The organism is Collinsella sp. HCP28S3_E12 (assembly GCF_052065595.1).
In the GTDB taxonomy this organism is placed as follows: Bacteria; Actinomycetota; Coriobacteriia; order Coriobacteriales; family Coriobacteriaceae; genus Collinsella.
Genome location: NZ_JBQHTS010000012.1, coordinates 41,000 through 64,795 on the forward strand (window position 1 = coordinate 41,000; position 23,796 = coordinate 64,795).

The following is a 23,796-nucleotide window of genomic DNA, read 5'->3' on the forward strand; positions in this document are numbered from 1 at the left end:
CGTGAACATGTCCGTCGATTTCGGCGGCGTCAAGATGCAGAACCCCATCAACACCGCAGCCGGTACCTTTGGCTACGGTTGGCAGTTCCAGAACTTCTTTGATGTCTCCCAGCTGGGTGCCATCACCACCAAGGGTTGCGCTGCCGAGCCCTGGCCCGGCAATCCTGCACCCCGCATGGCCGAGATCCCCGGCGGCATGATCAATTCCGTGGGCCTGCAGAACCCCGGTGTGGCCGCTTTCGCCCGCGAGTCCGGTCCGTGGCTCGAGCAGCTCTCCAAGGACGGTTGCCAGGTCATCTGCCAGGTTGCCGGTCACTCCGTTGATGAGTTCGTGCGCGCGCTCGAGATGTATGTCGAGCTGTGCCCCTGGGCTGCCGGCTATGAGATCAACGTGAGCTGCCCCAACATTGCCGCCGGCGGTGCCGCCATGGGCTCCACGCCCGAGGGCGCCTCTTCCGTTATGGCTGCCTGCCGCAAGGTGACCGATAAGCCGCTGTTCGTTAAGATGGCTCCGGTCAACGTCGCCGAGATCGCCCGCGCCCTCGAGGCTGCCGGCGCCGATGGCCTTTCGGTCATCAACTCCATCCAGGGCATGGCCATTGACGTGCACACCCGCAAGTCCCGTGTGGCCAAGCCCAAGGGCGGCCTTTCGGGCCCGCTGTGCCACCACATCGCCGTGCGCATGGTCTGGGAGGTCGCCCAGGCCGTCGATATCCCCATCAACGGTGTCGGCGGTGTCATGACCGGCGAGGATGCGGCCGAGTTTATCCTGGCCGGCGCCACCTGCGTGTCGGTCGGCATGGCCAACTTCGTCGACCCGTGTGCTTCGCTTAAGATCGCGCACGAGCTCGAGGCCTGGGCGGAGTCCCAGGGCGTAAAGGACATCAACGAGCTGGTAGGTGCGTTCGAATGCTAGAGACCGATGCCCGCGACCGTGTTATCGTCGCCCTCGACTGCGACCGTGAGCGCGCACTCGAGCTCGCCCATGAGCTTTCGGGCCATGCCGCCTGGCTCAAGGTGGGCATGACGCTCTATTACGCCGAGGGTCCCGAGATCGTCAAGACGTTCAAGGATTTGGGCTTTAAGGTCTTCCTCGACCTCAAGTTCCATGACATTCCGCATCAGGTGCGCGGTGCCGCTCGCTCGGCCTCGCTTGCCGGTGCCGACCTGCTCTCGGTCCACGGCTTGGGTTCGGGCGCCATGCTCGCTGCCTGCCGCGAGGGTGCCGAGGAGGCGCGCGAGGACCGCGCCAAGCTCGTCGCCATCACCGTGCTTACGAGCATGAATCAGGATGCGCTGGCGGAGATCGGCGTCGAGTCGCCCGTGGCCGAGGAGGCCGCTCGCCTGGCAAAGCTCGCTCAGGCCAACGGCATCGACGGTATCGTGTGCTCGCCGATGGAGGCTCACGACATGCGTGAGCTGCTCGGCCCCGACGCGCTGATCGTGACTCCGGGTGTGCGTCCGGTGGGTGCCGCCCTGGGCGATCAATCCCGTGTGGCGACACCTTCCCAGGCTATCGAGCGCGGTGCGAGCCACATCGTGGTGGGCCGTCCTATTACCGGCTCCGACGATCCGGTTGCGGCCTTTGACGCCATCGTCGCCGAGCTGGTCGAAAACGTCGCGTAAAAGATTCCCTCAAGTCACCACTTTTGGGTCTTATTAGCACAAATTAGCCCTTGTGCCTGCGAAAACTTTCCCATCCTTTGTGTGGAATCACAGGTCAGGGGCTCAACTTTGACCTCCGTATATTGCACTTTTCGCAGGTATCGTCTAACCTATGGAGCCGTCGATTGGGCATTTAGTGCGTTTGACGTGCTAAAATGCCAATTATTGCATCAGATATAACCCAACTATTTGGAGGTTCGAATGGCACTCCCTCAGCTTACCGACGAGCAGCGTAAGCAGGCTCTTGAGAAGGCTGCCGCCGCACGTCACGCCCGCGCTGAGCTTCGCGAGCAGATCAAGAAGGGCGAGAAGTCTCTCGAGTCCGTGCTCAACTCCGATGACCCCATCGCTTCCCGCATGAAGGTTTCCACCCTCATTGAGTCTCTGCCCGGTTATGGCAAGGCCAAGGCCGCCAAGATCATGGAGGAGCTCGGCATCTCCGCTACCCGTCGCGTCCAGGGCCTCGGCGTCCGTCAGCGCGAGCAGCTCCTCGAGCAGCTGACCAAATAAGTGAGCGCTCAGGATTCAAAGCTCTTTGTGATTTCTGGACCGTCAGGTGCAGGCAAGGGGACGCTCGTCAGTCGTGTGCGCGAGCGCCGCTCGAACCTGGGCCTGACGGTTTCGGCTACCACGCGAGCGCCACGTAAAGGTGAGGTCGACGGCGTCAACTACTTTTTCCTGACGCGCGAGGAGTTCGACCGCCGCGTGGCAAACGGTGAGTTTGTTGAGTGGGCCGAGGTCCACGGTAACTGCTACGGTACGTTGGTGAGCGAGGTCGCATCCAAGCTCGCCTCTGGCTCGTCTCTGATTTTGGAGATTGATGTCCAGGGTGCCCTGCAGGTCAAGGAGCGTTTCCCCGAGGCCGTGTTGATCTTTATCAAGCCGCCTTCGCTTGAGGTGTTACGCGATCGCCTGGTCGGTCGCGGTACCGAGACGCCCGAGACGATCGAGCTGCGCATGGCAAACGCCGCCGATGAACTTGCCCTTGCCGACCGCTACGACGACGTCGTGGTGAATGACGATCTCGACCGCGCGACCGATGAGCTCGTTCGCGTTCTCGATATGCATGAAAGGATCTGAGGTCCGTGTCCGTTGTAAAGCCTTGTATTGACGATCTTCTGGAGAAGACCGATCACAACCGCTTCCTGCTCGCCTCGCTTGCCTCCAAGCGCGCCTGCGACATTAACAGCATGCTGCGCGGCCAGCACAACCGCGTGCTTGCCGTTCAGGATGTCGATGACATTACCATTGGCCTCTCCGGCGCCGATACCATCTCGATGGCTATGGACGAGATTGTCGACGGCGATATCTCCTACGACGAGGCTCGTTACAAGAAGGCGCTCGGTCACAAGGTTGCTGAAGCCTAAATGGCAGCTCGCGTCTGCCTGGTCCACTATCACGAGGTTGGACTGAAGGGCAAGAACCGCGCACATTTTGAGCATATCCTCATGGATAACATCAAGGCGGCCTTGGCCGCCTTTTCCGTGAATGCCGTGTCTCGAATTTCCGGTTATATCCTCGTGACCTTTAACGAGCATCAGGCCGACGAGGCGGCGCGTGTCATTCGCACCGTCCCCGGCGTTGCCCGCGTGTCCCTGGCATATCACACCAACCGCGACCCGCAGGAGTACTGCGCCGCCGCCGTGAAGGCGCTGCACGAGTTTGGTCCCTTCGATTCGTTTAAGGTGCATGCCAAACGCTCTAACACCGACTACGAGCTCACCTCGATTGATATCAATCGTCAGGTTGGCGAGGTACTGTGCGAGGCCTTCCCCGATAAAAAGGTCCAGATGCACGACCCCGACGCGATGGTGCACGTACTGGTGGTCCAGGGTAGCGTTTACGTGTATGCGCGCTCCGAGCGCGGCGTGGGCGGTCTGCCGGTGGGTTCCGCCGGCAAGGTTGTGACGCTCCTGTCGTCGGGCATCGATTCTCCGGTGGCGACCTGGATGCTCGCGCGTCGCGGCGCGGTGTGCGTGCCGGTACATTTCTCCGGTCGTCCGCAGACACCCGATACGAGCGAGTATTTGGTGCAGGACATTATCCGTGCGCTTGCGCCGGGCGTCCAGATCGGCCGCCTGTACGTGGTGCCGTTTGGCGATTGCCAGCGTGAGATTTCCGTGGCCTGCCCCAGCAACCTGCGCGTGGTCATGTACCGCCGCATTATGTATTCGGTTGCCGAGCGCATTGCGCATATCGAGGGCGCCAAGGCTATCGTGACCGGTGAATCGCTCGGTCAGGTTGCCTCCCAGACGCTCGAGAACATTATGGCCGTCAACGAGGCCGTCAAGATCCCCGTGTTCCGCCCGCTGATCGGTTCGGACAAGCAGGAGATCATCGCGCGTGCCGAGGAAATCGGTACCTTCGATATCTCGACCGAGGCTGCTCCCGATTGCTGCACGCTCTTTATGCCGCGCCGCCCCGAGACGCACGCAAAACTCGATGCCGTGCATGAGGCGTGGGAGCTGTTCGATCACGAGGAGATGATTGAGCGCTTGCTCAAACAGACCGAGTACATCGACTTCGAGAGCAACACGTACAAGGCCCCTAAGACCTTAAAACGTAAACATCCTCAGCTTGCTCCACGTGAGATTTACCAAGATCACGAATAATGTTGTGTATAGACCGGCGGTGCATTTGCATCGTCGGTCTTAATCTACCTGGGCATTAGGCGATAAACGGTTCATTTGTCGACGTGTATCTGAATAAATGGACACTATCCTGCAAGGTTTTGGTCAGCTTTTGGTTTGACTTCGATAACCGGTGTGGGCGTGCGGAGGCTACGGCGCTTGTTTCCTGACACGATGGTGTTGGGAGGTGTTTGCTATGGCGCAACGCGAGCAACACGAACGGGTTAAACGGATGGACCGCTGGGCAGAAAAGCTGCTCGGCCATAAGGCGATGGTCGTGGCGATTCTGATTGTCATTGCCGCCGCGAGCGGCTTGGCGATGGCAAGTTTTGGTAGCCGCTCCAGCGGCGTGTCGTTTGAGCGTGGTGATGAGGCGGGCGCCTCGGATGTGCGCGGGGCCGGGGATGGGTTACCTGGTGATGCCGATGAGTCGTCTGCCAAGAGTTCTTCTGCTACTGAGGTGTACGTCGATGTCGATGGCGCCGTTGCGAGGCCTGGCGTGTACCGGCTCAAAGACGGAGCGCGGGTGTCCCAAGCGATCGATGCCGCCGGAGGGCTCACGGCTGAGGCGGATGTGACAGGGCTTAACCGTGCGTCCAAGATCACAGATGGTCAAAAGATCTATGTTCCGATGGTGGGGGAGCAACAAGCGGCTGCGGCGGTCGGCGGGGTCGATAGCGGTGCTGCCATGACTGCTGGTGCGGGGTCTTCGTCGGGGCTTGTGAATATCAATACGGCAAGTGCGGCGGAACTGCAGACGCTTTCGGGCATCGGGCCTTCTACGGCCCAGTCGATTATCGATGAGCGGACTCAAAACGGGGCCTTTGCCTCGGTCGATGACCTCATGCGCGTATCGGGGATCGGTGAGAAAAAGCTCGCCAAAATTAAAGATTGCATCTGCGTATGAGTGTGTCCGAGTGCGAGCATGTGATGCCGCCGCGGCCCCTGATGCCGTGGACGATGGCCCTTTGTTCTGGCTTGTGTGCGAGCTGCGGCCTGGTGCTTAACGTGGCAGCCGATTTGCTGCTGGGAGAGCGGGCAGCGCCCGTCACATTGCTTATGGCCATTCCCGTTGCGGCTGTCGCGTGCATCGTATTGGCTCGGTTTTGTATGCGTCTTGTGAGGTGGAGGCGATGGCTGTATGCCGCGTCCCTCGGCCTCCTTGCGGGAGCGGTCGTGTCCGCGGGTTGGGCGATAGGGGCGCTGCGTGCTTCGACGGCACTGGATAATCGAGCTGCGAGCAGTCTCGAGTTTGTTGTACAGGGTGACCCATCCATCAATGACGGGACGTACTCCTATACCTGTGATTCATATGCGGGTGGAAAGCGCTTGGGCGAGATACGGCTGTCGTGTGATCGTGAGCTCGGTGCCGGTTCGCATGTGCATGCTGTCGGTCGAATTTCGCGTTTTGAGAATGATGCGTATGGGCGCTCACGCGTGCTTCGGGGCGAGCTTCGAAAAGTTAAGGTCATCCGGTTGGTATCGGTTGACGAGGGCTTTCCGGGGCTGTTGCCTTGGCTGCGAAACGAGCTCCTTGCCGTTATCGCGCCCGAGACCGATCCGGCGCGCTCGCTCATTGCCGGCGTTGTCTGCGGACGCTCCTCCGAGCTGCGTGCTCAGCCGGCGGGCGATTTGTTTTCGGTAACGGGCACCGCACATCTTATCGCCGTCTCGGGCAGCCATCTTGCCATCGTTGGGTTTGTGATTGAGAGCGCCCTGCAAAAGACTCGCCTCTCTCGTGGGCTGCAGAGAGGGCTGTTGGTGCTGGCCCTTGCTGCCTATGCCGTCTTTACGGGCGCTTCGCCCTCGGCCGTGCGCGCGTGCTGTATGGTGGCGGTGACGCTTGTCGTCAACGGCGCCGGACGTCGTCGGCATGGCCTTTCGGCTCTATTTTTGACCATGACAATCTTTATGTTGCTGCGGCCGACAGTATTGTTCGAGATGGGTTTTCAGCTATCGTGCGCCAGTGTTTTTGCCATCCTTTGTTTTTGCCCCTACGCTACCTACGCCTTGGGCGAGCTGGGCGTGCCATCGGGGGTTGCCAGTATTTTGTCCGTCACGCTGTGCTCACAGATCGCGACACTTCCCGTAACCATTCCCGCATTTGGGATGTTTTCGCTCATTGCCCCGCTTGCAAATGCCGTGATCGGTCCGGTGATAAGCGTGCTGCTCGCATCTTCGGTTGTGCTGGTGCCTTGCTCGCTTGTGCCGCTCTTGCGCCACGGGGCGCTTGTGGTGCCCATGGCTATCGCTCGCTGTGCCCTGTTCTTTGAGCAGCTCTTTGCTGCCGTTCCGGGCGCATCCGTAAGCGTTCCGCCCGATACGCCCTTGGTATACGTGGTGCCTTTTTCGCTGGTGGTCCTCTTGGTCTTGTGGCCACGCCCCCGCGCGCGGCCCATGGCAGTGGGGCTGCTGTGTTTGATGCTTGTAGCGGGCGTTCCGTATGTCTATTGGGATCGATGTGCGCCGCCTTCGGTGACAGTCCTTGATGTTGGCCAGGCCGATGCGATTCTGGTTCGTCAGGGTGGCGCCGTGGCGCTCGTCGACTGTGGGCTCGACGCGCGCGTGGTGTCGGCGTTGGTTCGCAATAACGTCCACCATATCGACGCCGTCTTCGTGACGCATTGGGATGAAGACCATTGGGGCGGTCTTCCCGACGTACTCGATCGGTTTTCGGTGGGAACCATTGCGGTTGCGGCGGATGCGCTGGGCAGCGCGCCTGCTGAGGTTCTGAATCGCCCAGGCGTCACGTATCGGCAGGTGGCTCGCGGAGACACAGTCGATATCGGCGCATTTCGGGCTCGTGTGATGTGGCCGTTTGATACGGTTGACGGTGAGGGCAATGAGGACTCGCTTGTCTTGCTGCTCTCCTATGCTCAGGAAGGCAAAAGCCTGCGTATGCTCCTCACTGGTGATGCCGAGCTCGATCAGGAGCGCGAGTTTGTACAGGAGGTGGGTGATATCGATGTGCTCAAGCTGGGCCATCACGGCTCAAAAGATTCTGTCGATACAGACCTGCTGGAAACCCTTAAGCCCGAGCTCTCTATTGCGAGCGCGGGCGAGGGCAACCGCTACGGCCATCCATCCGATGCCTGCATCGATGCCGTTAGCGATGCGGGCGGCGCGTTCGCATGCACTATCGAGAGAGGCGACATTACCGTCTCGCCGACTGCGGCCGGTTTTGCCATGCGATGTCAGCGACCGTGATGCTGCCGTTGGCGCGGGACCAACCCGTGGGATAGAATGGCACGGTACGAACAGGAGAGCCTGCGGGAGGGGAGCGCGATGTCTGAAACCGGTCTGCTGCCGGCATATCTGATCGTCGGTACCGACGGAGTCAAGCGCGACCACGCCGTCTCGCGTATGAAAGCACGTCTGGAAAAGTCGGGTATGGTCGAGTTCAACCTCGACGAGCGCGACATGACCAAGGACCCCGATATCGAGTCCATTATCGGATCGCTCAACACTTTTCCCATGGGCAGCGAGTTTCGCTTGGTAATCCTTGACGGCTGCTCAAAGCTCGCCAAGGCGGTCTCGGAGCCGCTTGTCGAGTATTTAGCGAGTCCAAGCCCCACAACGGTCTGTCTCATCATCGCCGACTCGCTTGCCAAGAACACGCGCCTGTATAAGGCGATCGCCAAGATCGACAAGAAGGCCGTGATCGATTGCTCCGGCACCAAGCGCTGGGAGCTACCGCGCCGCGTGCAGCAGATGGCGACGCAGCACGGCAAGTCGATCTCGACGGCGGCCGCCGAGGAACTCGTCTCGCGTTCGGGTGAAAACACTCGCATGCTCGATAACGACTTGGCCAAGCTTGCCCAGATGGTCGATGCGCCGCAAATTGAGCTTGCCGATGTGGAACGCTGGATCGTGCGCACGGCCGAAGTTCAGCCTTGGGATTTTCTCAACGCGGTCTCGGCTCGTGATATGCGCCGCTCGCTTGAGCTCTTTGGGCTGCTACCCGCCAAGAGCTATGTGTGGACCTACACGCTGCTGTGCGGACGCATTCGCGAGCTTATCGTCGCCAAGGCGCTCGATGCGCGTGGGCAGGGTCGCGAGCTTGCCGCGACGCTCAAGCTTCAACCCTGGCAGGTTAAGAATCACCTGACCTGGGCACGCCGCTTTTCGATGGCGGAGCTCGTCGCGGCGCTCGAGGGCGCGGTCGATGTTGAGCTCGCTCTTAAGGGTTCGGCCGATTCTCAGAACGCGCTTTTGCTCTGGATTACGAACATCTTGAGAAAATCGTGATGATACCTGTCTATTTGACAAATTCGTTCTATCCCTTTGAGGGGGAGCGTGCTATAGTAGGCGCTTGCATGACCTCACCGTGTCTCAGAGGTGTCATACATTTTTTGCAAGGAACTCGAAAGGAACTCCAGAAGTGGCAAACATCAAGTCTCAGAAGAAGCGTATCCGCACCAATGAGGCAGCTCGCATGCGTAACAAGGCTGTCAAGTCCGAGCTCAAGACGCTGACCAAGCACGTCCAGTCCGCCGTCGCCGAGGGCGACGCCGAGAAGGCCCAGGCTGCCCTCAAGACCGTCACCAAGCGTCTCGACATGGCTGCCGCCAAGCATGTTATCCACAAGAACCAGGCTTCCAACCGCAAGTCCGGTCTTGCCAAGCTCGTGAACAGCATCAACGCCTAAGTTGTAAATTTCACACCACACAGATTACGCGCATAAATGGAGCCTGTTTTATGGAACAGGCTCCATTTTTTGTATCGCTCGGGTAAGATAGTCCGCATGAATACTTCAATTGACATTTCCCACATCCGCAACTTCTCGATCGTTGCGCACATCGACCATGGCAAGTCCACGATCAGTGATCGCATCCTCGAGCTCACCCATACCGTCGACGAGCGCGACATGGAATCGCAGCTGCTCGACACCATGGATATCGAGCGCGAGCGCGGCATCACGATCAAGTCCAATGCCGTTCGCGTTTCCTATGACGCCGACGATGGCGAGACGTATCAGTTCAACCTGATCGATACGCCGGGCCACGTGGACTTCACCTACGAGGTCTCGCGTTCGCTTGCCGCTTGCGAGGGTGCGGTGCTCGTCGTCGACGCCACGCAGGGCGTCGAGGCGCAGACCGTCTCCAACGCGACGCTCGCCATGAACGCCAACCTGGATATCGTGCCCGCTATCAACAAGATCGACCTGCCGTCGGCACACCCCGACGAGGTTAAGACCGAGATCGAGGATGACCTGGCGATTCCAGCCGACGATGCCGTATGCGTATCGGGCAAGACCGGCGAGGGCATCCATGATCTGCTGGAGTCCATCGTCTTTTTGATCTCACCGCCCAAGGGCGATGCGACGGCGCCGCTCAAGGCGCTCATCCTGGATTCGTATTTTGACGAGTACCGCGGCGTCGTTGCCACGGTCCGCGTCTTTGACGGCTCCATCAAGAAGGGCGATACCCTGCGCATGATGCAGGCCGAGGGCGACTTTTTGGTCGATGGCGTGGGCGTCAAGCGTCCCGCCGAGACTCCGGTCGACGCGCTGACGGTCGGTGAGGTGGGCTACGTGGTCACGGGCCTGAAGGACCCTGAGGCCGTTCGCGTGGGCGATACCCTCACGTGGGCGTCGAATCCCTGCCCTGAGCCGCTTCCCGGTTACCGTGAGGCCAAGCCCATGGTCTACACGGGCTTGTTCCCGATCGACAACAAGGATTATGAGAACCTGCGCGACGCTCTCGATAAGCTGCATGTCAACGACCCGTCGTTGGTGTGGGAGCCCGAGACCTCGGTGGCGCTCGGCTTTGGCTTCCGCGTTGGCTTCTTGGGCCTGCTGCATATGGAGGTCGTCAAGGAGCGCCTGGAGCGCGAGTTCAACCTGGACCTCATCGCCACGAGCCCTTCGGTGGACTACCACGTCTACAAGACCGACGGCGAGATGATTGATGTCCGCAGCCCGCAGGATCTGCCCGAGGCTACGCGCATCGAGCGCATTGAGGAGCCCTACCTCAAGGCCAAGATTATCTGCCCGCCCGAGTATACGGGAGCCGTCATGCAGCTCGCTATCGAGCACCGCGGCATTACGACCGACATGATCCACCTCACGAGCAAATCGGTCGAGATGCGCTTCGACATGCCGCTCGCCGAACTCATCCTGGACTTCTTTGACCAGCTCAAGAGCCGCACCAAGGGCTATGCGTCGCTCGATTATGAGTTCAACGAGTATCGTCCCTCCGAGCTCGTCAAGCTCGATATCCTGCTTTCGGGCGACGAGGTGGACGCGCTTTCGTTTATCGTGCACAAGGACAAGGCCTATGGGCTGGCCCGCGGGTTGTGCGACAAGCTTAAGGAAATTATTCCGCGCCAGCTGTTCGAGGTGCCCATTCAGGGTGCCATCGGCAACAAGATCATTGCCCGCTCGACCGTCAAGGCGCGCCGCAAGGACGTTTTGGCCAAGTGCTATGGCGGCGATATCTCGCGTAAGCGCAAGCTGCTCGAGAAGCAGAAAGAGGGCAAGAAGCGCATGAAGGCCATCGGTTCGGTCGAGGTCCCGCAAGAGGCCTTTATGGCGATCCTCAAGGTGGACGAGTAGTTCCATGGCGCTTTCTGAATACAGTACGCGGCTGCTGGGTGCCTATGCCGAGCAGCCGTTCCTTATGGCTCCCATGGCCGGCGTGACCGATCCCGCCTATCGCATCATGTGCCGCCGCCGCGGCGCCAATCTTGCCTATAGCGAGATGGTGAGCGTGGCGGGCCTTGCCTATGCCAGCAATAAGACGTGGCGCTTGGTGCTGCCGGCAGACGAGGAGCGGCAGATCTGCGTACAGCTCTTTGGCTCCAAGCCCGATCAATTTGCGAGCGCCGTCGCTGCCGTCGAGGAGCGTGTGGGCGATCGCCTGTCGCTGATCGATATCAACATGGCCTGCCCGGCTCGCAAGGTCGTCACCAAAGGCGAGGGCTCGGCGCTCATGCGCACGCCCGAGCTGGCCGAAAAGATCGTCGAGGCGGCGGTGGGCGCGGCGCACGTGCCCGTGACCGTTAAGATCCGCAAAGGCTTTTACGCCGAAGATCGCAATGCCGCGACGTTTGCCCAGATGCTCGAGGGGGCGGGCGCCGCTGCTGTGGCGGTGCATGGTCGCTGTGCCACGCAGCTCTATACGGGTCAGGCCGATTGGTCGGTCGTCGATGAGGTGGCCGATGCCGTCGAGATTCCCGTTATCGGTTCGGGCGACGTGTTCTCGGCCGAGGATGCCGCGGAGCATCTGCGCAACTCGGGTGCCAGCGCGGTGTTTATCGCACGCGGTATCTACGGTAATCCCTGGGTCTTTGGTGATGCTCGCGCCCTTGCGCTCAATGGCGTACCGGTGCCGGTGCGCAGCTCTGTCGAGCGCCTGGACGCCCTGCGCGAGCATCTCACGCTGACGCATGAGCTTCTGCCGCTCATGTCACGTGCCCGTACGTATGCAAGCTGGTATCTAAAGGGCATGCCCCATGCTGCAGCCTGGCGCGCCCAGGTGGTGCGTTGCTCCACATATGAGGAGTTCATGGCATTGGTCGATGATATCGAGCGCGATGTGGTGGCCTGCGAGGCCGCACTTGCCGCTGGCGAGTCGGTGCCCGCCCATCCGCTGGAGGCCTAACGGTGGCCGTTACCGCGCTGTACGTGCATGTGCCGTTTTGCGCTCAAAAGTGTCGGTACTGCGACTTTGACTCACGCAGTTTTGCTCCGTGCGACCTGAGCGCTGCGCTCGATGCCTATTTTGTGCAGCTGTATGCGCGCCTTGATGCCTTTGGAGACACCGGGGCGCTTGCACAGGTCCGCACCGTCTATGTTGGCGGCGGCACACCGTCGCTGGCGGGAGAGCGTCTGGTGGAGCTTGCCCGGCGTATTTGCATGTGGTGCAAGCCCGTTGAGTTTACCTGCGAGGCTAATCCTGAGTCGCTGACCGCCGAGCTTGCCGCTGCGCTTGCCAAGGTTGGTGTCACGCGCGTCTCTCTGGGCGTGCAAACGCTCGATAATGCCGAACTTACCGCCATCGGCCGTATTCACGATGCCGATCGGGCGCTCGCTGCCATCACGACGGTTAAGGACGCTGGGCTCGATGTGTCGTGCGACCTTATGTGCGGCCTTCCCGGGCAGACCGCAGCGAGTTGGAAGCGCACGCTCGATGGCGTGTTGGCAGCGCTGCCGCAACATGTGTCGGTGTACCCTCTCACGCTCGAGGAAGGCACGCCGCTCTACCGCATGGCGTTCTACGACGAGTCGCTCGAGCCCGACGAGGATTTTCAGGCTGCGTGCATGGAAGCGGCGCGCGAGCGTCTGGGCGCGGCCGGCTATCACCCGTATGAGGTGGCAAGCTATGCACTCGACGGACATGAGTGCTCGCATAACATTGCCTATTGGACCGGACGGGGCTATCTGGGCCTGGGTCGCTCTGCCGCGGGCATGCTCGACGCCGAGGATTTCGATCGCTTGGCCGGGCTTTATCCCGGCGTGTCCGCTCGCGGCGATGCGTATCGCGTGCGTCTGGTGCAACGCGACGATGCCGCGACGACGTTTGATGCCGAGTATCTGTCGCAGCGCGAGGCGGCGGCGGAGGATTTGATGCTCGCCTGTCGCATGACGCGTGGCATTGGGCCCGACCTGTTGGTTCGCTCGGCAAGCGTGATTCCTGCAGGCGAGCTGGCGGCGTCCTGTGACCGTGCGCTCGAGTTGGGCCTTGCCACCTGGGTACCCGATGATGTCGAGGGGCATGCGGGGCGCATCACCTCAAAAGATGTTGTAGCAGGTCGCGCCCGCGCCCGTTTAGCGCCCACCCACTTGGGCTGGCTCGATGGAAATATGCTGTTCGAGCTGTTTTGGGGTCTAGCTTAGGCCGCTCGGGTAGAATTACCGCAATATATACGCTGCTGTGAGCAGGAGGTTGCCGCGCATGGCGACGATGAACGAAAAAGATTACTACGAGATCTTGGGTGTCTCCAAGGACGCCACCTCGCGTGATATACAGAAGGCCTTTCAGCAAAAGGCCCGCAAGCTCCATCCGGACGTCAACAAAGAGCCGGATGCCGAGGAAAAGTTTAAAGAGGTTTCCGAGGCCTATGCCGTGCTTTCGGACGAGCAGAAGCGTGCGCGCTATGATGCCATGCGCTCGGGCAATCCCTTCGCCGGCGCTCCTTCTGCTTCGCCCTATGGCGGCGGCTACGCCGGCAGCGCAGGCTATGGCAATCCCTTTGAGGGCGGCTTTCCCTTTGGTGGCGCCTGGGGCCAGCAGCGTCGCAGCCAGGCTGCCTATAATCCCGAGAACGGCGCCAACGTGGTCGTCGATATTAAGCTCGACGCCAAGGAGGCCAAGGGCGGTGCCCGCAAGACCGTCCGCTATACGCGCTTCGATACCTGTGGTCATTGCGGAGGCTCGGGTTCTGTCTCGTCCGAGCATGCACATACCTGTCCGAGCTGCGGCGGTCGCGGCCACATCGACGTCGACCTGTCCTTCCTGTTTGGTGCCGGCACGTTCCAGTCGGTCTGCCCCGAGTGCGGCGGTTCCGGTAAGGTCGTCGCCGACCCCTGCCCCGATTGCGGTGGCAGCGGGCGGACCCGTGTGACCTCCGAGCAGACGATTGAGTTTCCTGCCGGCACGCATGATGGCGACGAGATCCATATTGACGGCATGGGTCACGCCGGCACCAACGGTGCCTCGGGCGGCGATTTGGTCGGGCGCGCCCATGTCGAGGCCGAACGCCTGGAGGGCAAGGCTCGTACCGGTTTTTACCTGATGGGCATCGTGGCGCCTTTTTTGGTGCTGTCGGCCATCTCGGGCGTGTTCTCGGCCTTTGCCATGATGTGCTTTGTTCCGTTTGCCATGGGCTTGTTCATGGTGCTCTCGGACGGCGTGCTTCACCGCAGCCTGCTGTGGTGGAAGCGCGGCGCGATGCAGTTTGCCAACGGTTTTGCCAACGGATTTATGTTTGCTCTCGTGTCGGTTTGGTTTGCGAGCTGCTCGCAACGTGCCATGCTTTCGCCCTACGCAATGCAATAACATCAAACCCTTTGTTTGCGGTCGGCCCAGCTTGGGTATAGGACGCACTGTGACAATAATGAAAGTCGGAAGGATTCGGTCGTGTCGGAAAATAGGGATTACTACGAGGTACTTGGCGTCGACAAGGATGCCGACGCGCGGACGATTAAGCGCGCGTTTCTAAAGAAGGCCCGTATCGTACACCCGGACGTTTCGGACGACCCCGATGCCGAGGCCAAGTTCAAAGAGCTCAACGAGGCATATTCCGTTCTTTCCGACGAGCAGAAGCGTGCAAACTACGATCGCTACGGTTCGCCCGACGGCCCCGGTGGCTCCGGCTATGTCGACATTAACGATATCTTTGGCGGCATGGGCATGGACGACCTCTTTTCGTCGTTCTTTGGCGGCGGCGCCGGCGGTGGCGCCCGAAATCGCCGCGAGCGTCGTCGCGGCCGCGATATGGCCATCTCCCTTTCGGTGACCCTTGAGGAGGCGGCGCTCGGTTGCAAAAAGACGATCAGCTATGACCGCCTTGCCCCCTGTGATGATTGCAATGGCACCGGTAGGGCGGAGGGTGCGGCCGAAAAGCAGTGCAGCCGTTGCCACGGCACGGGCTATGTCACGACGGTCCAGCGCTCGTTCCTGGGTCAGGTTCAGTCCTCTTCGCCCTGCCCCGACTGCCATGGCGAAGGCACGGTCATCGACCATCCCTGCGAGACCTGCGACGGTCAGGGCCGCACGCCTTCGCATGAAAAGATCGACATCGATATCCCTGCCGGCGTCTCGACCGGTCGCCAGCTGCGCGTGAGCGGCTTTGGCGAGGCAGGCCTTCGTGGTGAGCCCTCGGGCGACCTGATCGTCAACGTGCGCGTCGCCGATCACGAGCGTTTTAAACGCAACGGCGACGACCTGTACCTCGTGAGCGATATCTCGATTGCGCAGGCTGCGCTCGGCTGCGAGATTAAGGTTGAGGGCATTTTGCCCGACGAGGTCGTCAAGGTGTGCGTCCCCGCCGGTACGCAGTACGGCGACACCGTGAGTGTCAACAACTACGGTATGCCCCGTATCGGCGGTGGCGGCTCGCGTGGACGCTTGATCGTTCAGCTGCGCGTGCTCGTCCCTTCGAACCTTTCCGCCAAGCAGCGCGAGCTGCTCGAGGCTTTCGCCGCCGAGTCGGGCGACGATGTCGCTTCCGGCAAGAAATCGGTGACCGATCGCATTAAGAGCGCTCTCGACGACATCCTCGATTAAGGAGCCCGCGTGCTCGCACCTCATATCTCTGTTGTCAACCTCGGCTGCCGTGTCAACCGGGTTGAGTCCGACCGTATCACTGCCGATCTTATGCGCCTGGGTTTTGCAATGGTGGAGCCTCAGGATGCGGAGCTTATCGTCATTAACACCTGTGCCGTTACGGGCGAGGCCGAGGCCAAGACCCGTAAGGCCGTCCGCCATGCGCTGGCTCATCCAAAAGAGCCCTATGTGGTCGTGACCGGGTGCGTTGTCAATTTGCACCCCGAGGAGCTTCTGGATCTTTCGGACCGCGTGATCGCGGAGCCGTCTAAGATCGATGTCGCCAAACGCGTCTGCGAGGTGCTGGGCGTTGAGTCCGATAGCGTGGCCGCCTGTAGCGACGGCGACGTGGTCGACGCGCTCGGTCGCTCGCGTCTGGGTGTGAAGATCCAGGACGGCTGCAACCATCGTTGCACCTATTGCATTGTGTGGAAGGCCCGCGGCCCCGAGCGCTCCGTGCCGGTCGAGTCTGTGCTCGAACAAGTTCGTGAGGCTCAGGAGGCCGGCGTGCCCGAGGTGGTGCTGACGGGCGTGAACCTGGGCGCCTACGATGGCAAGAGTGCGACCGACGAACACGTCGAGATCGATGAGCTGCTCGAGGCCATCATGGAGCGTACGTCTATTCCGCATGTGCGCATTTCCTCGGTCGAGCCCATGGATATCTCCGAGCCCCTGCTTAAAGTCATGGCGCGCTATCCGCAGCGTATCGCCCCGTTTTTGCACCTGCCCGTGCAGTCTGGCTGCACGGCGACCCTGCATCGTATGGGCCGTCCCTATAGCGCCGAGGCCTTTGAGGAGACGGTGCGCATGATCCGCGCCAACTTGCCTCAGGCGTCCCTTTCGTGCGACGTCATCGTCGGTTTTCCCGGCGAGACGGACGAGGAATTTGAGGAGTCGCTGGCGTTGTGCCGTCGCGTGGGCTTTTCGCGCATGCATGTCTTCCGCTATAGCAAGCGTCCCGGTACCCTTGCTGCCGACATGCCCGACCAGGTGCCGCCCGAGGTTATGGCTGAGCGCAGCCGTCGTATGCGAGCCGCGGCGCAGGAACTCGCCATTGCCGACGCCCGCCGTCGCGTGGGCACCGTCGAGCGCGCCGTGCTCGAGTATGGCGACAACCTGACGCTCGGTTCGTTCCATCATGCCCGTCTTGACGATACCTGCGGACTCACAGCCCCGTGCCTGCTCGATGTTGCTATCATCGGAGTCGATGATTCCGGCTTGGTCCATGCACGCAGGGAGGTTCATGGAAGCCTCGAAGATTAGACTTACCGTTCCCGATGGAATTGATCCCTCGCGCGTTTTGGGTGCCGGCGACGGCGTCCTTCGTGCGCTCGAGAGCTTGGTTCGCGCCCGCGTGGTCGCCCGTGGCGACCGTATCGCCGTGTGCGGTGACCCGGACGAGGTCGAGCTCGTGGCGCGCTTTTTCGAGCATGCTTTTCGCGAGGTTGCCGCCGGTCGGACGCTGTCTGTCGACGATGTCTCTCGCTGCCTGGCCGTCTTGCGCGACGGTGAGTACGGGGCTACGTCGCTTCGCGATGATGTGCTGCTTTCGTATCGCGGTCGTGCCATTCGCCCCAAGACGCTCGGTCAAAAGCGCTATGTGGATGCCATCCGCTCGCATACCATCACGTTTGGCTTGGGTCCTGCCGGTACCGGTAAGACCTATCTGGCCATGGCGCTTGCCGTTGCCGCGCTCAAGCGTCACGAGGTGGGCCGTCTGATCTTGACGCGTCCGGTTGTCGAGGCGGGGGAGAACTTGGGCTTTTTGCCCGGTACCCTCGAGGAAAAGATCGATCCCTACATGCGTCCGCTCTACGACGCCCTTTTTGACATGATGGATCGCGAGCGCACCGATGAGCTTATGGAGCGTGGCGTGATCGAGATCGCCCCGCTTGCCTACATGCGCGGTCGTACGCTGAGCGATGCCTTCGTGGTGCTCGACGAGGCTCAAAATACCACGCCCGAGCAGATGAAGATGTTCCTGACGCGCTTGGGCTTTAACTCCAAGTTTGTGATTACCGGTGACCTGAGCCAGCGTGACTTGGTAGGTCGTCGCGGCGGTCTTGCCGACGTTGAGCAGATTTTGGGTCGTGTCGACGATGTCGCGTTTTCGCACCTCGAGCGTGCCGACGTGGTGCGTCACGCCTTGGTGGGGCGAATCGTCGAGGCATATGATGCTTATGATGACGTGCGCGAGAAACGCGTGCGCGACCGAAAGGAGTCCCGTTGAGTGTATTGATCAGCAACGATGCCGAGCTCGATACGCTGCTTGACGCGCAGGAGGTAGAGTACATCTGCGAGGTCGTGCTTGCTGCCGAGGGCGTTGAGCGAAAAGTCGAGATTTCCCTTTCGTATGTCGATGAGGATGAGATGCGCGAGCTCAACCACGAGTGGCGCGGTATCGACCGTACCACCGATGTCCTCTCGTTTGAATGCGACTCGGCCTTTGACGAGGATATCCCAGCCGACGAGACGCTCGAGCTCGGCGATATCATCTTGGCCCCGCAGGTCATTGCCCGTCAGGCCCCCAGCTTTGGCAATAGCTCTGCCGATGAGTGCCGCCTGATGCTCGTGCATGGCATGTTGCATTTACTGGGCTACGATCATATCGAGGACGACGAGGCCGAGGTCATGGAGGCCCGCGAGGACGCCATCCTGCGCGATCTGGCGCTCGAGCGCGGCGAGGACCCCAAGCTGGTTCACGTCGGCCCCATCACCAACCATGCCCACGACTAGGAGCCGTCTATGATTCCCGGATCGAACAAGGACCATCCGTCCTTTTTAAAGTCGTTCTCCTACGCCATGGAGGGCTTCGTTACTGCCGTCAAGACCGAGCGTAACATTAAGGTCATGCTCGTGGCGGGTGTGTGCACTGTCGTTGCCGGCTGCATCGTGGGGCTCGACATTGCCGAGTGGGCTACGATTATCATTTGCTGCGGCCTGGTGATTCACGGCGAGCTGTGCAACACCGCCATGGAGGCGATTGTCGATTTGGCGACCCAGGAGTTCCATCCGCTGGCAAAACGTGCAAAGGATATCGCCGCCGCCTCCGTATACGTTCTTTCCATCACCGCCGCGATTGTGGGCTTGTTGGTATTTGCCCACGCGCTCGGCTTTATTTAGAAAGGGATCTTCATGTCCGACAATATGCAGCCTATCGATGAAACGCTGGACGACGAGCCCCTGGATGCTGTGGATGCCGAAGCGACTGAGGCTTGCGAGGTCGAGGAGTTCGACCCGTTTGAGGGCATGAGTGACGAGGAGCTCGACGCCCTGTGCGACGAGGGCGACAGCCTCGCGGGCTTTGGCGACGTTGAGCCCGGTTTCCGCAGCGGCTTCGTGGCCCTGGTCGGTCGCCCCAACGCCGGTAAGTCCACGCTGCTCAACGCCTGCTATGGCAAAAAGGTCGCCATCACCTCACCGGTGGCCCAGACGACCCGCCGTCGCATGCGCGCCGTCGTCAATCGCCCCGGTTACCAGCTGGTTTTTGTCGATACCCCGGGTATTCACAAACCCAAGGACGGTCTGGGGTCCGAGCTCAACAAGAGCGCGCTGTTCGAGCTGAACGATGTCGATGTCGTCGCGTTTTTGATTGATGCCACCAAACCGATCGGCAGGGGAGACGCCTGGGTTGCCGAGCGCGTCAGATGCGCCCGTTCCAAGAAGGTCCTGGTGCTCACCAAGGCCGATGAGGCCGATCCCGCACAGGTCATGGAGCAGCTTAAGGCCGCCCACGAGCTCATGGAATATGACGATGAGATCGTGACGTCGTCGGTCAAGAACTTCAACGTCGATGCCTTCATCGAGACCGTTGCGCACTTTTTGCCCGAGGGCCCGCGTTGGTTCCCCGAGGACATGGGTACCGACGCTTCCGACGAGACGCTCGTTGCCGAGTTTGTGCGCGAGAAGGTCTTGCGCCGCACCCGTGATGAGATTCCGCACTCCGTTGGCGTAATCTGCGATGCGCTCGAGCAGACCAAGAAGGTGCTGCGCGTGCATGCCACCATTTACGTCGAGCGCGAGGGACAAAAGGGCATCATCATCGGTAAGGGCGGCGAGATGATCAAGCATATCGGCATCGACGCCCGTCGCGATCTTGAGCGCATCTTTGGCACGCAGGTCTTTTTGGAGCTGGATGTGAAGGTAAAGGCCGGCTGGCGTGACGACGAGGCCCAGATTCGCCGTTTTGGCTACAACGCCGAGGACTAAGGGCGCGCGGCGCTCATGGCAGGCTCACGGACATATCGCACAAAGGTACTCGTCCTCGATAAGACCAAGCTCAAGGAGACCGATCTGATCTTGACGATGCTCGATGAGCGGGGTCGGCAGGTCCGTGCCGTGGCAAAGGGCGCGCGCAAACCCGGCGGGCGCCTGGCGGCGCGCTGCGAGCTGTTCTGCACCGTCGATATGCTGCTCGCGCACGGACGGTCGCTCGACGTGGTTTCTCAGGCCGAGCTTATGGAGGCGCCGCTCGGCGCCGCGCCCGATTACGAGACGACCTGCGCCGCAAGCGCGATCGCCGAGGTCGCGCGCGTGTGCTCGTTCGAGGACGCCGAGGACCCGTTTACCTTTGCCATTACGCAGCGAGCACTTGCCCTGGTGGGCAGCAGGCTCGACACGGCACATATGGACCTGCTTGTGGCGGCATATGTCTTTAAGCTGCTGTCGCACGTTGGCTATCGACCCGATTTTTCGGCCTGCGTACTGTGCGGAGACCCCATGCTGTCGTATTTTTCGCCCCAGGCGGGCGGGCTCATGTGCGGCTCGTGCGCGTCGAGCGTTCCGGGTGCCGAGCTGGTGTCGACCGGCGAGGTCGCATGGCTTCGCGCCCTCATGTCCATGACCTTCGATGCGCTCATGGCCGAGAGGGTCGATTCCCATACTGCCGCCTTTTTGCTGGGGCTTTCGCATGTTTGGGCTGCGACGCACACCGATCAGCGTCTTCGCGCGATGGAATTCATGTTGGGTCGGTGATGATGGGCATACGCGGTCCGCTTGTGGTAACATACCGACCTGTTGGTACCTCGACCTTGGATGCTTGCTCCACCGGCGGCTTCCCAGTCCGAGGCGAATAGAGTCGCCCGCGGGCGACGCGAAACGAAAGGTGAAACAATGACTGTTTCCAAAGAGCGCAAGGCGGAGCTGACTGCCCAGTTCGGTAACACCCCGGTCGACACCGGCAACCCCAAGGTTCAGGTCGCCATCCTGACCGAGCGCATCAAGGAGCTGACCGAGCACATGAAGTCCCACCAGAAGGACTTCCACACCCGTCGTGGTCTGCTCATGCTCGTCGGTCGCCGTCGTCGTCTTCTCTCCTACATCAAGAAGAACGACGTCGTTGAGTATCGTGAGCTCATCAAGGCTCTGGGCATCCGCGACAACATCCAGTAAGGATTTGTACATGCTAAGAGCGTCCTGCGCAGCGGGGCGCTCTTTTTGTGTAAGGGCGTGAACAATCACGCTCTGAAGCGTGGCGGGGGCAGGGGGCCCGCGTCACATGAGAAGCCCGCAGGCAAGGGGCCTGCGGGGTAAAGGAGAACAATGACACTCGTATCCAAGACCTTTGAGCTGTACGGCAAGACCTACACCTTTGAGTCGGGCGAGCTTGCCAAGCAGGCCACCGGCGCTTGTCTGGTCAAGCAGGGCGACACCACGATGCTCGACACCGTGGTCGTCTCCAAGGAGCGCAAGAACTACGACTTCTTTCCGCTGACCGTCGACTTCAACGAGAAGATGTACGCTGCCGGCCGCATCCCGGGTGGCTACCTCAAGCGCGAGGGCCGTCCCAGCGAGAAGGCCACGCTCACGGCCCGCATGATCGACCGTCCTATTCGCCCGAGCTTCCCGGACGGCTTCCGCAACGAGGTGCACATCGTCGCCACCTCGCTCGTCGCCGACCAGGTCAACCCCTTCGACGTCATCAACGTCATGGGTGCCTCCCTGGCCATGACGCTTGGCGGCGTGCCCTTCGAGGGCCCGCTTGCGTGCGTGCGCATCGGCCGCAACGTGGAGACCGGCGAGTTTATCGTCAACCCCACCTATGAGGAGCGCGAGAACTCCGATCTGGACCTGGAGCTGGGCGGCTCTGCCGACTTCATCTCGATGGTCGAGGCCGGCGCCGATGAGATCTCCGAGGACGATATGCTCGCCGCCATGAAGTTTGGCCAGGAGGCCCTCGCTGCCTTCTGCCGGGCTCAGGACGAGTTCGTTGCCGAGTGGGAGCAGGTCAACGGCGCTATCGTCAAGAAGGAGTACCCGCTCGACCAGCCCGTCGAGGAGGTCCAGGAGCGCATCTTCGCCCACTACGACGAGATGGCAGCCGCCCTTCGCGACGCCGACAAGCTCTCCCGTATCGGCAAGGTCGAGGCTCTGAAGGAGTCCATCCGTGCCGAGTTCACCGAGGAGGAGCAGGCCGCTTGGGAGCGCGAGATCCCCGTGGCACTCAAGAAGCTCGAGAAGAAGGCCATGCGCACCATGGTCGTCGAGACCGGTGAGCGCGTCGACGGCCGTGCCGCCGATGAGATTCGCCCCATTATGGTGAAGGACAACTACCTGCCGCTCGTTCATGGCTCCGGCCTGTTCCAGCGCGGCCAGACCCAGGTGCTCTCCGTCCTGTCGCTCGGCATGCTCAACGAGGGCCAGCGTCTGGATACCATCGAGCCCACCGAGGGCAAGCGCTACATGCACCACTACAACTTCCCGCCGTTCTGCACCGGCGAGACCGGCCGCATGGGTAGCCCCAAGCGCCGCGAGATCGGCCACGGCAACCTGGCCGAGCGCGCCCTGCTTCCGGTGCTCCCCGACGAGAACGAGTTCCCCTACGCCATCCGCGTGGTCTCCGAGGTCATGGAGTCCAACGGCTCCTCTTCGATGGCTTCGACCTGCGGCTCCACGCTCGCCCTCATGGACGGCGGCGTTCCCATTAAGCGCCCGGTCTCCGGTATCGCCATGGGCCTGATCCAGGAGGAGGGCAAGACCGTGGTCCTGTCTGACATCCAGGGTCTCGAGGACTTCCTGGGCGATATGGACTTTAAGGTCACCGGCACCACCGAGGGCATTACCGCTCTGCAGATGGACAACAAGGCCACCGGCCTTACCTTTGACATCCTGGCCCGCGCCCTGCAGCAGGCCAAGGAGGGTCGCGCCTTCATCCTGCAGAAGATGCTCGATGTAATCCCCGAGCCGCGCCACACCACGCGCAGCACCGCTCCGCGCATCGTCTCCATCCAGGTTCCGACCGAGAAGATCCGCGACGTCATCGGTTCCGGCGGCAAGGTCATCCGCGGCATCCAAGACGAGACCGGTGCTTTGGTCGACATCCAGGAGGACGGCACTGTCTTTGTCGGCGGCACCGGCGAGTCCGTCGACCAGGCTGTCGAGCGTATTAAGCTCATCATCAAGGTTCCCGAGCCGGGCGAGGAGTACACCGGTCGCGTGGTCTCCATCCAGCCCTTTGGCGCCTTTGTCAACCTGCTGCCCGGTAAGGACGGCCTGCTGCACATTTCCCGCGTCGCCAAGGGCCGCGTGGAGAAGGTCGAGGACGTCCTCAACGTGGGCGACGAGGTTAAGGTCGTCGTCATCGAGGTTGACGATCGCGGCAAGATCTCGCTCGATCGTCTGGATAAGCCCGAGGCTCCGGCTCGTGCCGAGGGTGCCCCCGAGGGCGATGGCGAGCACTTCCAGCGCCGTGAGCGTCCGCGCCGCGAGCGCTCCGAGCGCAGCGACCGTCCGCGCCGTCCCGGTGACAACGGAGGCCGCAAGCCCCGCCGTCACCACGACGCCGAGTAACAGCCGTACATAAGCAGCTCAACAAGGGCGACTCCGGACAGGGGTCGCCCTTTTACTATTCCCGGCGGGGTCCGCGGGTAAAGTTTCCTGCTCTACAGTCCTGCTCGCACGGAGAGCACATTAAGTGCTCTCCGGCTCGTGCGGAACTCGCGATAAACTTTACCCGCGGCCCCCGCCGGGAATAGCAAAAGGGCTGGTGGGTGCGGGTTTCGATTTTGTCAGATAGTCTATTCAGTTATCTGAATTCAGATCTTTAGATAATCGCATGTGCGGCATTACCCCAGATAAAACCGACCAAAATAAACCTGTCCCTTTTTGGCAGGTCTGGGGCCATCGGGGGCCGGGGCGGGTTAAGTTTGTCGCGAGTTCCGCACGCAAAGGAAAGCACTTAATGTGCTTTCCGTCTTGCGCAGGACTGTAGCTGTCTCTTATACACATCTCCG

Annotated in this window: 23 protein-coding genes; all 23 read left to right on the top strand. The window is 61.1% G+C overall.

Annotation, left to right across the window (positions count from 1 at the left end):
* The first annotated feature begins 7 nt into the window (after window positions 1-7).
* A complete protein-coding gene (locus tag ACTNBY_RS06230) occupies window positions 8-916 on the top strand; it encodes a dihydroorotate dehydrogenase (RefSeq protein WP_427717595.1) in 909 nt (302 codons plus the stop codon).
* Complete coding sequence (gene pyrF, locus ACTNBY_RS06235) at window positions 910-1,626, top strand: orotidine-5'-phosphate decarboxylase (RefSeq protein WP_427747926.1); 717 nt, start codon at window positions 910-912, stop codon at window positions 1,624-1,626. The genes ACTNBY_RS06230 and pyrF overlap by 7 nt, the downstream gene beginning before the upstream one ends.
* Window positions 1,627-1,866: 240 nt before the next feature.
* Entirely contained in the window at window positions 1,867-2,175 is a 309-nt protein-coding gene (mihF, locus tag ACTNBY_RS06240) for an integration host factor, actinobacterial type (RefSeq protein WP_006236130.1), read from the top strand.
* Window positions 2,176-2,745: a guanylate kinase gene (gene gmk / locus ACTNBY_RS06245; protein ID WP_427794783.1), complete on the top strand. Its 570-nt coding sequence runs from the start codon at window positions 2,176-2,178 to the stop codon at window positions 2,743-2,745.
* A gap of 5 nt (window positions 2,746-2,750) precedes the next feature.
* The gene (locus ACTNBY_RS06250) at window positions 2,751-3,032 is read left to right on the top strand and encodes a DNA-directed RNA polymerase subunit omega (RefSeq protein ID WP_370450597.1); all 282 of its coding nucleotides are present in this window, start codon (window positions 2,751-2,753) and stop codon (window positions 3,030-3,032) included.
* Entirely contained in the window at window positions 3,033-4,277 is a 1,245-nt protein-coding gene (gene thiI, locus ACTNBY_RS06255; protein WP_441063826.1) for a tRNA uracil 4-sulfurtransferase ThiI, read from the top strand.
* Between the two features lie 214 nt (window positions 4,278-4,491).
* On the top strand, window positions 4,492-5,202 hold the full coding sequence (locus tag ACTNBY_RS06260) for a helix-hairpin-helix domain-containing protein (protein WP_441063827.1): 711 nt from the start codon (window positions 4,492-4,494) through the stop codon (window positions 5,200-5,202).
* Window positions 5,203-5,471: 269 nt separating this feature from the next.
* On the top strand, window positions 5,472-7,502 hold the full coding sequence (locus ACTNBY_RS06265; protein ID WP_441063829.1) for a DNA internalization-related competence protein ComEC/Rec2: 2,031 nt from the start codon (window positions 5,472-5,474) through the stop codon (window positions 7,500-7,502).
* 78 nt (window positions 7,503-7,580) lie between these two features.
* Window positions 7,581-8,543 carry a DNA polymerase III subunit delta gene (holA, locus tag ACTNBY_RS06270; protein WP_427747932.1) on the top strand — a complete coding sequence of 321 codons (963 nt, stop codon included), beginning with the start codon at window positions 7,581-7,583 and terminating at the stop codon, window positions 8,541-8,543.
* Between the two features lie 133 nt (window positions 8,544-8,676).
* Window positions 8,677-8,943, top strand: coding sequence for a 30S ribosomal protein S20 (rpsT, locus tag ACTNBY_RS06275; RefSeq protein WP_022094714.1), 267 nt, complete (start codon window positions 8,677-8,679; stop codon window positions 8,941-8,943).
* 96 nt (window positions 8,944-9,039) lie between these two features.
* Entirely contained in the window at window positions 9,040-10,851 is a 1,812-nt protein-coding gene (gene lepA / locus ACTNBY_RS06280) for a translation elongation factor 4 (RefSeq protein WP_154516289.1), read from the top strand.
* Between the two features lie 4 nt (window positions 10,852-10,855).
* The gene (gene dusB, locus ACTNBY_RS06285) at window positions 10,856-11,899 is read left to right on the top strand and encodes a tRNA dihydrouridine synthase DusB (RefSeq protein WP_427717514.1); all 1,044 of its coding nucleotides are present in this window, start codon (window positions 10,856-10,858) and stop codon (window positions 11,897-11,899) included.
* A 2-nt stretch (window positions 11,900-11,901) separates the two neighbouring features.
* Complete coding sequence (gene hemW, locus ACTNBY_RS06290; RefSeq protein WP_441063830.1) at window positions 11,902-13,134, top strand: radical SAM family heme chaperone HemW; 1,233 nt, start codon at window positions 11,902-11,904, stop codon at window positions 13,132-13,134.
* A gap of 58 nt (window positions 13,135-13,192) precedes the next feature.
* Complete coding sequence (locus tag ACTNBY_RS06295) at window positions 13,193-14,296, top strand: DnaJ domain-containing protein (RefSeq protein WP_427747934.1); 1,104 nt, start codon at window positions 13,193-13,195, stop codon at window positions 14,294-14,296.
* 81 nt (window positions 14,297-14,377) lie between these two features.
* Window positions 14,378-15,526, top strand: a complete 1,149-nt coding sequence (gene dnaJ, locus ACTNBY_RS06300; protein WP_441063832.1) for a molecular chaperone DnaJ — start codon at window positions 14,378-14,380, stop codon at window positions 15,524-15,526.
* Between the two features lie 9 nt (window positions 15,527-15,535).
* Window positions 15,536-16,828 carry a MiaB/RimO family radical SAM methylthiotransferase gene (locus ACTNBY_RS06305; RefSeq protein WP_441063834.1) on the top strand — a complete coding sequence of 431 codons (1,293 nt, stop codon included), beginning with the start codon at window positions 15,536-15,538 and terminating at the stop codon, window positions 16,826-16,828.
* A complete protein-coding gene (locus tag ACTNBY_RS06310) occupies window positions 16,809-17,795 on the top strand; it encodes a PhoH family protein (protein WP_441063835.1) in 987 nt (328 codons plus the stop codon). The genes ACTNBY_RS06305 and ACTNBY_RS06310 overlap by 20 nt, the downstream gene beginning before the upstream one ends.
* Entirely contained in the window at window positions 17,792-18,301 is a 510-nt protein-coding gene (gene ybeY / locus ACTNBY_RS06315) for an rRNA maturation RNase YbeY (RefSeq protein WP_441063836.1), read from the top strand. The genes ACTNBY_RS06310 and ybeY overlap by 4 nt, the downstream gene beginning before the upstream one ends.
* Before the next feature lie 9 nt (window positions 18,302-18,310).
* Window positions 18,311-18,688: a diacylglycerol kinase family protein gene (locus ACTNBY_RS06320; RefSeq protein ID WP_441063838.1), complete on the top strand. Its 378-nt coding sequence runs from the start codon at window positions 18,311-18,313 to the stop codon at window positions 18,686-18,688.
* Between the two features lie 12 nt (window positions 18,689-18,700).
* Complete coding sequence (gene era, locus ACTNBY_RS06325) at window positions 18,701-19,774, top strand: GTPase Era (protein ID WP_441048393.1); 1,074 nt, start codon at window positions 18,701-18,703, stop codon at window positions 19,772-19,774.
* A 15-nt stretch (window positions 19,775-19,789) separates the two neighbouring features.
* Window positions 19,790-20,539 carry a DNA repair protein RecO gene (recO, locus tag ACTNBY_RS06330; protein ID WP_441063840.1) on the top strand — a complete coding sequence of 250 codons (750 nt, stop codon included), beginning with the start codon at window positions 19,790-19,792 and terminating at the stop codon, window positions 20,537-20,539.
* Window positions 20,540-20,677: 138 nt separating this feature from the next.
* Window positions 20,678-20,956: a 30S ribosomal protein S15 gene (rpsO, locus tag ACTNBY_RS06335; RefSeq protein WP_154516313.1), complete on the top strand. Its 279-nt coding sequence runs from the start codon at window positions 20,678-20,680 to the stop codon at window positions 20,954-20,956.
* Between the two features lie 150 nt (window positions 20,957-21,106).
* Window positions 21,107-23,353 carry a polyribonucleotide nucleotidyltransferase gene (locus ACTNBY_RS06340; protein WP_441063841.1) on the top strand — a complete coding sequence of 749 codons (2,247 nt, stop codon included), beginning with the start codon at window positions 21,107-21,109 and terminating at the stop codon, window positions 23,351-23,353.
* Window positions 23,354-23,796 lie beyond the last annotated feature (443 nt).

Excerpts from the sequence above, each read along its gene's own strand:
- ACTNBY_RS06230 (WP_427717595.1), top strand. The coding sequence starts at position 8 with ATGTCCGTCGATTTCGGCGGCGTCAAGATGCAGAACCCCATCAACACC.
- pyrF (WP_427747926.1), top strand. The coding sequence starts at position 910 with ATGCTAGAGACCGATGCCCGCGACCGTGTTATCGTCGCCCTCGACTGC.
- mihF (WP_006236130.1), top strand. The coding sequence starts at position 1,867 with ATGGCACTCCCTCAGCTTACCGACGAGCAGCGTAAGCAGGCTCTTGAG.
- thiI (WP_441063826.1), top strand. The coding sequence starts at position 3,033 with ATGGCAGCTCGCGTCTGCCTGGTCCACTATCACGAGGTTGGACTGAAG.
- ACTNBY_RS06260 (WP_441063827.1), top strand. The coding sequence starts at position 4,492 with ATGGCGCAACGCGAGCAACACGAACGGGTTAAACGGATGGACCGCTGG.
- holA (WP_427747932.1), top strand. The coding sequence starts at position 7,581 with ATGTCTGAAACCGGTCTGCTGCCGGCATATCTGATCGTCGGTACCGAC.
- lepA (WP_154516289.1), top strand. The coding sequence starts at position 9,040 with ATGAATACTTCAATTGACATTTCCCACATCCGCAACTTCTCGATCGTT.
- dusB (WP_427717514.1), top strand. The coding sequence starts at position 10,856 with ATGGCGCTTTCTGAATACAGTACGCGGCTGCTGGGTGCCTATGCCGAG.
- ACTNBY_RS06295 (WP_427747934.1), top strand. The coding sequence starts at position 13,193 with ATGGCGACGATGAACGAAAAAGATTACTACGAGATCTTGGGTGTCTCC.
- ACTNBY_RS06310 (WP_441063835.1), top strand. The coding sequence starts at position 16,809 with ATGGAAGCCTCGAAGATTAGACTTACCGTTCCCGATGGAATTGATCCC.
- ACTNBY_RS06320 (WP_441063838.1), top strand. The coding sequence starts at position 18,311 with ATGATTCCCGGATCGAACAAGGACCATCCGTCCTTTTTAAAGTCGTTC.
- era (WP_441048393.1), top strand. The coding sequence starts at position 18,701 with ATGTCCGACAATATGCAGCCTATCGATGAAACGCTGGACGACGAGCCC.
- recO (WP_441063840.1), top strand. The coding sequence starts at position 19,790 with ATGGCAGGCTCACGGACATATCGCACAAAGGTACTCGTCCTCGATAAG.
- rpsO (WP_154516313.1), top strand. The coding sequence starts at position 20,678 with ATGACTGTTTCCAAAGAGCGCAAGGCGGAGCTGACTGCCCAGTTCGGT.
- ACTNBY_RS06340 (WP_441063841.1), top strand. The coding sequence starts at position 21,107 with ATGACACTCGTATCCAAGACCTTTGAGCTGTACGGCAAGACCTACACC.